This is a genomic window from Chitinophagales bacterium, assembly GCA_041392475.1.
Classification (GTDB): Bacteria; Bacteroidota; Bacteroidia; order Chitinophagales; family UBA2359; genus JAUHXA01.
This window is the reverse complement of record JAWKLZ010000001.1, coordinates 2,404,411-2,416,967: the sequence shown is the minus strand read 5'-3', so window position 1 is coordinate 2,416,967 and position 12,557 is coordinate 2,404,411. Positions and strand designations below refer to the sequence as shown.

Sequence of the window (12,557 nt, the reverse complement as noted above, 5' to 3'; positions counted from 1 at the left end):
TCGAAATCAAAAAAAAAGTGCTTGATATTTCGCAATTTTGGGCTTTAATAAATAGTACAACAACAAAGAAACTATGTTCACATTAAACGGAAAATCTATATTAATAACGGGAGGAACGGGTTCTTTCGGCAAAAAATTTGTGGAGATTGTATTGCAGCGGTATCCAGAAGTAAAACGTTTGGTCGTGTATTCGAGGGATGAATTGAAGCAATTTGAAATGGCGCAAATTTTTCCAAATAAAAAATACAAGGCAATGCGCTATTTCATCGGAGATGTAAGAGATGGCGCACGCTTCAAAAGGGCTTGTGAAGGGATTGACATCATTGTTCATGCTGCTGCATTGAAGCAGGTACCTGCGGCGGAATACAATCCTATGGAGTGCATCAAAACCAACGTTTTAGGAGCGGAAAATGTCATTGAAGCGGCTTTGGATTCGGGAGTCAAAAAGGTCGTTGCGCTTTCGACAGATAAAGCGGCTGCGCCCATCAATTTATACGGTGCTACCAAATTGTGTTCAGATAAATTGTTCATTGCAGCCAACAATATGAAAGGTTCTCGTGACATTGCTTTTTCAGTGGTACGTTACGGAAATGTCATTGGATCAAGAGGTTCGGTAATTCCTTTTTTCATGAAAAAACGCAAAGATGGCGTATTGCCGATTACCCATCCCGATATGACCCGCTTCAATATCACCTTGACCGAGGGCGTTGAATTGGTCTTGTTTGCCTTGGAACATGCTTGGGGAGGGGAGTTGTTTGTACCCAAAATTCCTTCTTATCGCATCACCGATGTAGCGACTGCAATAGCTCCGAATTGTGAGCAAAAAATCGTGGGTATTCGCCCTGGTGAAAAACTGCACGAAGATTTGATTACCGAAACGGACTCGCTCAATACGGTAGAGCTGGAGGAGTATTATGTGATTTGCCCTGCAACTTCTCGTTGGAGCAAGGAGGATTATGCCGAAGCTAAAAATGGAAAAACACTCCCATTTGGTTTTCGCTACAATTCGGGTACAAATGATGAATGGCTGACTGTTGAGGAACTGAGAGAGCAGATTCGGGCGCATGTGGATGCGAGTTTTGAGGTGTGAACATTCATAACTTAAACAGTAAATCATGGAATATATCGAATTGATGTATCTTCATTTGGCAACAGTTGTTCCTTGTTTCATTATTGGAACTGTTCTGCTTTTGATTCAAAAGGGCACTTCCTTTCACAAAAACTTGGGGCGTGTTTATATGGTTCTGATGCTGTTTACTGCAACAGTCACCTTGTTTATGCCTGCACAGGTGGGCCCAAGATTTTTGAATCATTTTGGTTGGATACATGGCTTTACTTTCCTGACACTTTATACAGTGCCAACTGCTTACCTTGCCATCAAACGAGGAGATGTGAAAGCCCACAAACGAAAAATGATTTTGTTGTATTTTGGAGCAATCATTATTGCAGGAGGTTTTACTTTTGTGCCAGGCAGGTATTTGTATCAATTGTTTTTTGGATAAACTATAGGTCTTCACATTAAAAAGGAATAAATCGCAACCCACCCCTGCCCCTCCAAGGAGGGGAATACTTGTATCAAGTGGGAAATTCCCCTCTTGGGAGGGGTAAGGGGTGGGTTTAAGTAATATAAACAATCAATGCGGAAACCAATAAACAAAGTAAAATTACAATGAAAGACTACTTACAAATTGTCAAACATCCTAACCAACTCTCCATTATCTTCAATGTAGAAGACGAAAAAGTGATGGAAATTGGAGAAAAAATGAACGAAATCAACGAGGAAGCCTATATGAATGGCTACAATTGGGAAGCGTTTTTGAACCATTATCTAGCCAAAAATCATCCTGAGCTAATGGAGGGTATGGATAGCGATCCAGAAGCAGGAACCTTTGTTGCGCTCTATGCTTTGAATCCAGAAAACGAAGAAAAGGCAAACAAACTGGTAGAAGTGATTGAGGGTTTGATTGAAAATGAAGCAAAGTTGTATCTTCTTGTTGAAGAAGAAGGAAATGATATTGAGTGGGATTAACACAGTAATAAACCGAAGTAGCAAATGACAAATAATTGGCTCACACCTATCACCTTAGAAGGACAAAAAGTAAAATTGATTCCTTTAGACCATTCGCACAAAGAAGCCCTTTTGAAGGCGGCAAATGATGGCGAGTTGTCGGAACTTTGGTACACGTTTGTTCCTTCAATAGCAACTATTGACAACTATTTGGATGTAGCTTTTGAAGATCAAAAAAAGGGCAATGCTCTGCCCTTTGTAGTCGTTGACAAAGCAAGTGGTCAAATCATTGGCACAACGAGGTACTGCAATGCGACTCCTGAACACAGGCGTTTAGAGATTGGTTATACTTGGTATGCAAAGAGTTACCAAAGAACAGGTGTCAATACAGAATGTAAATTTTTGCTGCTGCAACATGCTTTTGAAAACTTGGATGCCATTGCAGTGGAATTCAGAACGCATTGGCACAATCACCAATCGAGGAATGCCATATTGAGGCTTGGGGCAAAACAGGATGGCGTTTTGAGGAGTCATAGAATAGACTCAGATGGAGCTTTGCGGGATACGGTGGTTTTTTCTATTATTGAAGTGGAATGGAAAACGGTAAAAAAATCACTTCAATTCAAGATGAAAGCCATACATTAGCAATGGTGAAAAAATAAATTCTACTTTTTCCTTGTTCCTTAATACGCTGTAATGAAGGTTAGTATAGCCAATAAAATAAGTTCCTCAATAGCATCAAGAAGACTTTTGTAGTTTTCTATTGATAAAATGTTGATTTTCTTACTTCTAATATTTTTTTTAAATGAAACTACAAAAGTCTAAATCGGGATATTATTTTATTGGTGTTCCTTATTTGACAATTACAAGGGCATGGCCCTGACACTATCTGTAAGAAAATCTGTAATGATAGAAACATAGGAGCATAGCTTCGGCACAACTAACCAAGTGATTATCTGTGGTGTCGAGGCTACGCCCCTCATAAGAATCTCTCTAGCATTGTTCCTACAAAGAGAGCCGCAGCGATGCTGCTAAAATATTAAAATTTTTCCTTTACACGGTACTTACTATTTCATTTCTCTACACAAAAAATACCATGAAATACCTATTTTCTCTGCTTCTTCTGTTAACTTCAATAGCTTTACAAGCGCAAAATTTCATCGAGCCCTGCAAATATGGGCAACCGCTTGTAGATGCTTTACGCAATGCCTATACGCCCAACAATCCCTTGGGTTATGGGCCAGGAAGGGATATTTTGTATTCCAAAATTGACAACAATGGACTGCAATTGTCGTGCATCTACACCGATTTTACGGTTACGCTCGACCCCAATGCAGACCCTAGTGTTTCTGCATTTTCGGGAGGAATAAACGCCGAGCATGTGTATCCACAATCTTTGGGTGCTGGGGATGAACCTGCCAGAAGCGACTTGCACAATATTTTTCCTTCAAAAGTGAATGTAAACGAATCGAGGGGAAGTTGTCCGTTTGGTGAAATAGCAGACAGCGATACCGATCAATGGTTTTATCTGAATACGCAGTTGAGCAGTATTCCAATGACTGACATAGACTTGTACAGCGAAAAAGATGAGGAGGATTGTGTTTTTGAACCACGAGAAAAGGTGAAAGGAGATATTGCCAGAGCCATTTTTTACTTCTATGCCATTTACCAACCGATTGCAGATGCCGCTTTTTTCAACCTTCAAAAACAAACTCTCTATGAATGGCATTTAGCGGACCCTGTGGACGAAACCGAAAAACGAAGGGATGATTTGATTGCAGCCAATCAAGGCAACCACAATCCGTTTATTGTGGATGCTTCTTTGGTGCAACGTGCTTATTTTGAAGCGGATGCCTCCTTTCCCGATGGCGATCCCAATTGTGTGGTAACGGCTATTTCGGAGTGGAGTCAAGCGGATTGGGCAACGATTGCGTCCAATTTTGTAAGGGAGGAGGTGCTTATTGAAGCGACCAAAAATACAGGAAAAGTACAGCTATTTGACCTCTATGGAAGACTTATCCGAGAACAGCTTTTGAAGTCTGAAACCCGATTGCAGGTAAGTGATTTGCCGCAAGGTGTGTATATTTTGCAGATTCAATCGGAAGGTTTGGGGAAGGTTTTGAGGGTGTATAAAAAATAGTGGAGCAGTTAAAGACTTTTGTATTGGTTTCCGCATTGATTGTTTATATTACTTAAACCCACCCCTTACCCCTCCCAAGAGGGGAATTTCCCACTTGGTAAAAGTATTCCCCTCCTTGGAGGGGCAGGGGTGGGTTGCGATTTATTCCTTTTTAATGTGAAGACCTATAGTTTCCTTTTGAGAGCATACTGATTTTTAAACATTCCATATCTTTAAGAATAAACTACAAAAGTCTCCCTCTACTAAAATCTTTGATGAACCAAAATAAAAGCGAAAAGAAATGAAGACTTGGAAAAAAATTGGATTGGGTTTGATGCTGGTATTGCTTGTTGCAGCGGTTTGGTTTTATCCCAAATACAAAATGTTGAATCATACGATTCACTTATTTGACGAGGATAAAATTGTGGAGAATTTCAGGTCTTTTGATGACATTTGGACGGTAAGCCGCATGAAACCATCCTCTAATCCGCATACCTATCCAAAAGGTTCGGTGATGACCTTGCCCGACAACTTTACCTTTGAAGGAAAAACCCTCGATACAAAGCAATTTCTAAAAGACTCTTGGACAACGGGTTTTTTAGTGATTCAAAACGACTCCATTGTGTTTGAAGAATACTATTTGGGCAATACCGAATCGACTCAAAACATTTCCTGGTCCATGGCAAAATCGTTTGTTTCGGCATTGGTCGGAATAGCCGTTGAAGAAGGCAAAATTTCGGGAATTACCGCAAATGTGGAGGACTATGTGCCAACATTGAAGGGTACGGCCTATGATGGTGTGCGTATCAAGGATGTACTACAAATGTCGACGGGTGTTCGCTTCAATGAGGATTATGGCGACTTCAACAGCGACATCAACCGATGGGGAAGGGGTTTTGCTTTGGGTGATTCACAAGATGCTTTTGCCGCTACTTTGGAGCGTGAATTGGAACCTGGTACGGTCAATCACTACGTCAGCATCAATACGCATGTCTTGGGGATGATTCTGACCAAAGCTACTGGCAGATCCATCACGGACTATATGCAGGAGAAGCTATACGAACCAATGGGAATGGAGTATGAAGGGTATTGGTTGATGGATGGTTATGGCATGGAAATGGCTTTGGGCGGGCTAAACTTGACATTGAGGGATTTTGCCAAAATAGGAACTTTGTACTTGAAAAATGGCTACTGGAATGGCAAACAAATTGTGCCGAAGGAATGGGTTCAGGCCTCTCTAACCCCCGATGCGCCTCACCTTCAACCCCGTAATGGAGAATTTGGGTATGGCTATCAATGGTGGATTCCGAAAAGTGATGTGGGGGAATTTATGGCGATTGGGGTCTATAACCAAAATGTCTATGTCAATCCCGCTACGAATACGGTGATTGTCAAATTGTCCGCCAATCCTCGATACAATGATGTGAGTTATGTGCCGAGTAGCGATGCGGCGGCATTGGAATTGTATCGGGGGATTGTGGGTTCTTTTGAAATTCCCATTTAATCAATACTTGTGCCCAGTCATTGATATGGAACTTCAATGCAAGCCTCTTATAAAATGAAACTTCCGAAGTCTTTATTGCTTCTACAAAAATTATCACAGAACCGACTTTTTGATTCAAAGGTTTTCTATTGAATTGAAAATCAATATTCTTCAAATAGTAAACTTCAAAAGTCCCCACCTCGAATGTGGTATTTATTTTGTTGGCAACCCCTTTGTCGAAAGAAAGCGATGTTCTTTTTGCTTCGATAACAAATAGATTCTTGTCATAATTTGGGATGTTATAGTATTGGATAGTGTGGTTCTTGAAGGGCAAAAATAGGGGCTTTTGGGGGTTGGTGGGTAATCATTGTGGAATCGGATGGGCTTATTATAGCTCGACTACATAAAAATAGTAAGTGGATTGTTAAAAAAAATTGTGGGAAATTGAATTATTGTTTACTTTTGGTTTTTGCTTTTTGATTCACAGCTTACTACCAATGGGATAAATAACTCGACTGCCAATTATTTGATTTTGGCTGAGTGGGTTTGGTGTGTGCGTTGGTTTGATTCTTTATACAAAAAAACAAGAACGGTATGCAATCCATAACTTTTGAATGTGAAGTAATTACGCCGATGTTTTTGGCTGGTGCTGATGGCAGTACGCCTGAATTGCGTCCGCCGAGTATTAAAGGGGCTTTGAGGTTTTGGTGGCGGGCTTTGAATGGGCATTTGCCGATTGAAGAAATGAGAGAAAAAGAAGTAAAAATATTTGGTGGTGCTATTGATGATAAGGCTTTTAAGTCAAATATTCTTGTGAGAATAAAGAACCAAAAATTGAACTATTCACAAGATAAATTTCCAAACCATAGAGTATCGACATATTATCGTAAAAACAGAATAATAGAAACGAGAAATGGAGAACGTCCAATGCCTGATTTTAAAATTAACGTATTGGACTATTTAGCATTTGGAATTTCTGATAGAGGAAATATTGGACGAGAATATATAACTCCAACTTCTACATTTGAAGTGGTACTAAAACCATTAAAAATATCAGAAGAAGATTTTAAAGGTGTGCAAGAAGCATTTATTTCTTTATCTCAATACGGAGGACTTGGTGCAAAAAGTAGAAATGGGTTTGGATGTTTTAGAATTAGCAATAATGATAAAACTATTTCAATTAGAAAAGAAGCAGTGAAAATTCTCAGTTTCACTGCTATTTCAAAAGAAACTAAAGTTATTTATGAAGACAAAAATTCACACAACTCTTGGGATAAAGCATTGGCGAACATAGGTAAGAAATACCAAAAAGCAAGAGAAACGGTTGAAGATTGGCGTAACTATGATAAAAGAGTATTACTAACACACCCTACAATTATTCAAGAAAGAGGTAAAAGTAAGGAGGTAAATGAAACTATTTTAGAAAATGGAAGGCATTCAAAGCCTTATTTTTTGCATATAGAAAAAGTAGAAGAAGGAAAGTTTATCGGGCAAATACTTTGTATGCCGTATGATTTTTTAAAGGGAACTGAATTTTATTCTCCAGAAAGACAAGAGCAGTATTTCACTGCAATTAAAGACTTCAACGCTAAACTTAAACAATAATGAAAAACAATCACATATTCATACTCTCCATAGGACCAGTTCAAACCTTTATAGCACAAGCACGTAAAGCACAGGACTTATTTGGAGGCAGCCGATTATTGAGTCATTTGTGTACAGAAGCTATTGATTTTTCAAAAGAAAAGGGAGTTCAGGTCATTTTTCCTGTAATCAATAAACAAAAATCTATTCCGAATAGATTTGTAGGTACAATAAATGGAAGTCAAGAAGAACTTCGGAAATTAGGCGAAGCAATAGAACAACATATTCAAGATACTTTTTTGAAGATTGCTCAAAAAATTAAGAATGAATATAAAATAGGAAATGTCATCAATTTTGACGAGCAAATCAAACAACACTTAGAAATACATTGGATTTTTTATCCGATTGAAACTAACTATGAAACGGATTATGCCGAAGCTGAAAAATGGTTTGGTGCAGCTAAGAATATTCGTCAATTTCAGCAACTGCCTGAAAGTGGCAGAAAGTGTAGTCTTGATGGTGAACGTAATGTAAAAGTTTATCGCTTGAAAGATAATGAGGACAGAAAAAAAGTTTTAAAACGAAAATTGTTTCAAGAAGAAGACGAGGTACACATTATTCAAAATAATTCAAAAATCCCATTAAGCCTTTTATCAGAAGGAGAAGGATTAAGTGCCGTTAGTTTTGTAAAAAGAGATTTTGATACTCTAAATTTTCCATCTACTGCTAAGATTGCTTTGATGGATACATTAAATAGTATTTGGAAAAATGGAGATGATGGAATAAAGTTACTTGTTGATTATATGAATGAGTTTATAAAAACTACAAACTTTGATGAACAATTACTATTTGATGAAAATGTAAGTATAGATTATTTCAAGTATCATGGCTATTTATCATTGATGCAGAATATCGTACAAATAAGAAAACGATATGAAGACTTGGTAAAATATATGAATAAAAATAATTTACCGCTACAAAAGTATTATGCTTTGATGGTCTTTGATGGTGACAGAATGGGGCAAATTATTAGCGGTAAAAATTTAAAAACAACAAGTAAGCATAAATTAAGAGATTTTCAAAAAAGAACATCTGAACTATTAGCAGAATATGCAGAATGGGCTTATAAGTATTTAGATAATCCCAAAGGACAAACAATTTATGCAGGTGGCGATGATTTTATGGGATTTATCAATTTGAATTATCTCTATGAAGCGATGCAAGAATTATACGATCAATTTAATTGTAAGGTAAATAAAATCTTAAAAACTGAATTTGCTGAGGATTTAGACGATGGTTTCAATTTTACTTTTTCTGCTGGTGTCGTGATTACTCATTATAAAACGCCTTTGAGTATCGTGCTGAAAAAGGCTCGTGAAATGGAAAAGTTAGCTAAAAAAGACGAACATAAAGGCGGAGGTGGAAGAGATGCTTTTGCAATTAGTGTAATTAAACATTCAGGAGAAAGTCATGCAACGGTTTATAAATGGAGTTATTTATCGAATATAAAAGGCATTAATGACCAACTTCAAAGCGAAAGCTACTCTAATACTTTTATTAAAAATATTCAGAATGAATTAAATGCTTTTGGCACAATGAACACTTTTGATTTTGTAAAAGATGGTCACACAGGAGCGGCAATAGCAGAAAATGAAATTAAAAGATTAGTAGAACGCTCTCGAATGCCTAATCAGCCAAAAGGTACAATGCAAACCGATATTATTGATATTTTTCATTCGACCGAAGAATTTGATAATTTCTCACAGGCATTGAATATTGCACAATTCACTAAACGTCAATCAATCGCAAAATAATGGATACACAAATATTACGCATCAATCCTTTTGATACTTTCTTTTTTAGAGATGGGAAGCCGTTTTCTATGGGAGAAGAAACTTGGGCAGATGGTATTTTTCCGCCTGCACCAAGTGTTATTTATGGTGCTTTACGTTCTTTATGGCTTTCGCAGCAAGAAGAAGGCTTTTCAGAGGAAAATGTTGAAACATCAGAACGGTTAGTAATCAAAGGAATTTTCTTAGAGTTTAATACAGATATTGCTTTGCCAACACCAAGAGACGTAGTGCATGAAAAAGGAAATCCGAAAATGACTTTAGGGATTTCACCTACAAAGAGTAAAGTAATAGGAAAATCCCAAATTCAAAATATTGCTACTCAATCAGAGGTAGAGTACGTTGAAGAATTTAGTAATACTTTTTTATCATATTTTAATTATGAAGACTACTTAAATGGTAATGTGAATGAATTACAAGTCAATGAAAATTTTTTAGTTGATGAAAGCAAAATTGGGATAGGGCGACAATTTGGTACAAGAACTACCTTGCAAAGTAGTTTATATCGTGTCGATATGAAGCGATTTAAACAAGATAATATTTCAATTCTTGTAGAATGTAGTGGGCTTGATTTTTCTGCGAAGTCAATTGCAAAATTAGGTGGAGAAGGTAAAGCTGCCGCTATTGAACTAATTGAGGATAAACATTACACCGAAATCCTTTGTCCAAATTCATTTGATGATAATTGTTTTAAGTTATGTGTTGCTACTCCAACTATTTTTAAGAAACATGGATGGCTTCCCGAATGGATAAATCCTATAACGTTTGAAGGAAATTATAAAGGTTTAAAATTGAAATTGCAGACAACTGTATTAGGCAAACCTATTTCTATTGGAGGTTTCAATATGAAAACGACGAAAAAGGTGCAAAGAGGACCAAAAGTAATGTATAAAGCTATTCCTGTAGGTTCAGTTTATCATTTTAAACTTTTAGAGGGAAGTATGGAAAAAGTTAAAGAAACTTTTCATTATCAATCAATTTCAGAACATAAAGCACATGAAGGCTTTGGAATAACTTATATAGGCAAATGAAAACAATCATAACAACAGTAGGTACTTCTATTTTTACTAATCTTACGAAGGATAATAAAAATCCTGAGATTAAACAGCGTTTCAACTTACTAAATGAGCCAAAACAACATAGTTTCTCTATGTGGGATGAGTTTAAGAAAAGGGTAATAGATGATAGCGGAAGAAGACAAGGGTTAAGAACCCTAGTAGAAAATGCCATTGAAAATGACCATAAAGCCTCCGCAGAAATAGAAAGTATTTTAAAAATAGCAAAAGATGAAAAAGTGAATATCCATCTTTTGGCGACAGATACTATTCTTTCGGTTTTGGCGGCGGAGATTGTAGCGAAGTGGTTTGAAGGAAAGCAAAATGTAACCTTTAATGCTTCTTATAAGCAAGATGTAATTGAGGGATTACGGGTCGAAAACCTTATTGACTTCAAAAAAGGGTTAAGGAATTTAGTTGAACGATTTTATAAAATCTACAATGCAAATCCTAACCCTAAAGATTATATCTTGAATATTACAGGAGGCTATAAAGGCATCATTCCATTTATGACTTTATTGGGGCAGATTACAAAAATAGACCTCAATTATAAGTTTGAAGAAACAGGAAGTCTTATCGAAATTCCTCGTTTACCTATTAAGCGAGATGATGATATTTTTGATGAATATTTTGATGTTTTCAAAGAAATAGAAGAAGAAGTTGAAATTGATGGAAATAAGCATTATTCGTTTATTCAAAGGGCAGAAAGTTGCTTAGAAACTTATAATCATGGACAAACTTATACTCTCAACGCTTTAGGTTTGTTGTTTTGGGAAGCATATAAGAAGGAATATTTTAATTTCTATTGTCCTGATAAAGTCTGCTCAGAGCTTAATAAACAGGAAAAAACAATTCACTTTTTCAAGCAAACTTTCATTGAAGAAGAGCAAAGGGAAAAGTATAATGTTTGTGAGCAATCGCATAAAACAGTCTGTAAAAAATTTAGTGATGTAATTAGGGTTTACTGGTTTGAAGATAATAGTAAAATTTTTGTATATAAAACATTTGATGACCATGATAAGCATGAACGTTATATTAATTCTGTCAATTTTACAGAAGATTTAAAACAAGAAATTATCAAAAATTCTAAACTGAGAAAAATAAAAATAAATCATGTATAAAATAGCAAGACCATTATTTTTGCATTGTCAAACGGCAATGCACGCAGGGACAGGCGATGACTTAGGTATCGTGGATTTACCTATTCAGCGTGAAAAACACACGGGTTATCCGAAGATAGAAGCATCGGGACTAAAAGGGGCAATTAGAGAAAGTTTTGAGGAAAACGCTACAAGTGTAGCCGACCGAGTAAAATTGCATGTAGCTTTTGGATATGACGAAAAAGATGCTTCGAGAAAACCATCAATCACCGATGAATTTAAGGATAAAGAAAGTCGTGACTTTGCTGGTACAATAGGCTTTACAGACGCTCGTATCGTCTTATTCCCTTTGAAGTCCTTAAAAGGTATTTTTGCTTATGCAACTTGTCCTTCTGTTTTGAAAAAATTAAAACAGGAGTTACAGGATATATGTCAATTATCAATTACTATTGAAACAGATTTCAATAGTATTGATGTAACCAAAGTTGCCGTAGCTAATGCAAGTCATTTGAGCAGTAACAACAAAGCTATTTTGGAAGAGTATAGTTTTGATTGTTCTGATACTGACTTGAATAAAAAAGCTAAGGAGTTAGCCAAACAGTTAAATGAGATTTTAGGAATAACTGATTTAGAGAATAAATTAGTGGTTTTGGAAGATGATACTTTTGCAGATTTTGTAAAAAACTCAACAGAAGTCGTTACTCGAATTAAGATTGATAATGAAACGGGTACGGTTGCCAAAGGTGCATTATTTACAGAGGAATATTTACCTACTGAATGTGTCATGTATTCGTTAGTGTTGGCAAGTAATGTATTTGCTCCGAGTAAAAAGGATAAATTTGATAAAGGTGAATACCTCAGCGTAATGAACTACTTTGCAGATACACTAAATAATGTTATTCAAATAGGCGGTAATGCAACACTCGGAAAAGGTATTGTAAAAACTATTAAAACACAACTAAAACAATCAAACGATGGCGACACAGCAACTACACAAGCATAATATCAATCAAGAAAGGGCAAAAGCGGCTTGGAAGTATGCAGAAGCATCTAAAAATAATGGGAACTATGGTAGTTATGCTAAAAAGTTCCCAATGTATGTAATGAATACAGGACTTTTGAATGCGGTTGCTTTTGCTTACAATAAAAGTGATTGGAAACAACTTTATAAAGATGTTCAAGATTGGTTTTCAAAAGAACCACAGGAACTTATCAAAAGTAAGTTAGCAGCTAATGCTTCAAAAGGAGATAAAGCCTTAATTGAAACCCTTTTAGAATTAAATGATAATGAACTACGACAGGTAAAGAGTGAAGTATTGGCTTTATTTACTTGGTTGCGTCGTTTTGTAAAAGATTAA

12 protein-coding genes are annotated in these 12,557 nt (G+C 36.4%); all 12 read left to right on the top strand.

The annotated features are described in order from the left end of the window. Window positions 1-73: 73 nt before the first annotated feature. The 12 genes from pseB (at window position 74) to cmr5 (ending at window position 12,557) form a co-directional block, all read left to right on the top strand. Window positions 74-1,090 carry a UDP-N-acetylglucosamine 4,6-dehydratase (inverting) gene (gene pseB, locus R3E32_08915; protein MEZ4884831.1) on the top strand — a complete coding sequence of 339 codons (1,017 nt, stop codon included), beginning with the start codon at window positions 74-76 and terminating at the stop codon, window positions 1,088-1,090. 25 nt (window positions 1,091-1,115) lie between these two features. Then, window positions 1,116-1,502: a DUF2306 domain-containing protein gene (locus R3E32_08910; GenBank protein MEZ4884830.1), complete on the top strand. Its 387-nt coding sequence runs from the start codon at window positions 1,116-1,118 to the stop codon at window positions 1,500-1,502. 167 nt (window positions 1,503-1,669) lie between these two features. Then, entirely contained in the window at window positions 1,670-2,029 is a 360-nt protein-coding gene (locus tag R3E32_08905) for an Imm51 family immunity protein (GenBank protein ID MEZ4884829.1), read from the top strand. Window positions 2,030-2,053: 24 nt separating this feature from the next. Next, window positions 2,054-2,653 carry a GNAT family N-acetyltransferase gene (locus tag R3E32_08900; GenBank protein MEZ4884828.1) on the top strand — a complete coding sequence of 200 codons (600 nt, stop codon included), beginning with the start codon at window positions 2,054-2,056 and terminating at the stop codon, window positions 2,651-2,653. Window positions 2,654-3,104: 451 nt separating this feature from the next. Continuing rightward, the gene (locus R3E32_08895) at window positions 3,105-4,148 is read left to right on the top strand and encodes an endonuclease (protein ID MEZ4884827.1); all 1,044 of its coding nucleotides are present in this window, start codon (window positions 3,105-3,107) and stop codon (window positions 4,146-4,148) included. Between the two features lie 280 nt (window positions 4,149-4,428). Then, a complete protein-coding gene (locus tag R3E32_08890) occupies window positions 4,429-5,631 on the top strand; it encodes a serine hydrolase (protein MEZ4884826.1) in 1,203 nt (400 codons plus the stop codon). 573 nt (window positions 5,632-6,204) lie between these two features. Next, window positions 6,205-7,215 carry a type III-B CRISPR module RAMP protein Cmr1 gene (gene cmr1 / locus R3E32_08885; GenBank protein MEZ4884825.1) on the top strand — a complete coding sequence of 337 codons (1,011 nt, stop codon included), beginning with the start codon at window positions 6,205-6,207 and terminating at the stop codon, window positions 7,213-7,215. After that, on the top strand, window positions 7,215-9,008 hold the full coding sequence (cas10, locus tag R3E32_08880) for a type III-B CRISPR-associated protein Cas10/Cmr2 (protein ID MEZ4884824.1): 1,794 nt from the start codon (window positions 7,215-7,217) through the stop codon (window positions 9,006-9,008). The genes cmr1 and cas10 overlap by 1 nt, the downstream gene beginning before the upstream one ends. Continuing rightward, a complete protein-coding gene (cmr3, locus tag R3E32_08875; protein ID MEZ4884823.1) occupies window positions 9,008-10,075 on the top strand; it encodes a type III-B CRISPR module-associated protein Cmr3 in 1,068 nt (355 codons plus the stop codon). The genes cas10 and cmr3 overlap by 1 nt, the downstream gene beginning before the upstream one ends. After that, window positions 10,072-11,220, top strand: coding sequence for a hypothetical protein (locus tag R3E32_08870; protein MEZ4884822.1), 1,149 nt, complete (start codon window positions 10,072-10,074; stop codon window positions 11,218-11,220). The genes cmr3 and R3E32_08870 overlap by 4 nt, the downstream gene beginning before the upstream one ends. Then, window positions 11,213-12,202 carry a type III-B CRISPR module RAMP protein Cmr4 gene (gene cmr4, locus R3E32_08865; GenBank protein MEZ4884821.1) on the top strand — a complete coding sequence of 330 codons (990 nt, stop codon included), beginning with the start codon at window positions 11,213-11,215 and terminating at the stop codon, window positions 12,200-12,202. Before R3E32_08870 ends, cmr4 begins: the two co-directional genes overlap by 8 nt. After that, a complete protein-coding gene (cmr5, locus tag R3E32_08860) occupies window positions 12,174-12,557 on the top strand; it encodes a type III-B CRISPR module-associated protein Cmr5 (GenBank protein MEZ4884820.1) in 384 nt (127 codons plus the stop codon). The genes cmr4 and cmr5 overlap by 29 nt, the downstream gene beginning before the upstream one ends.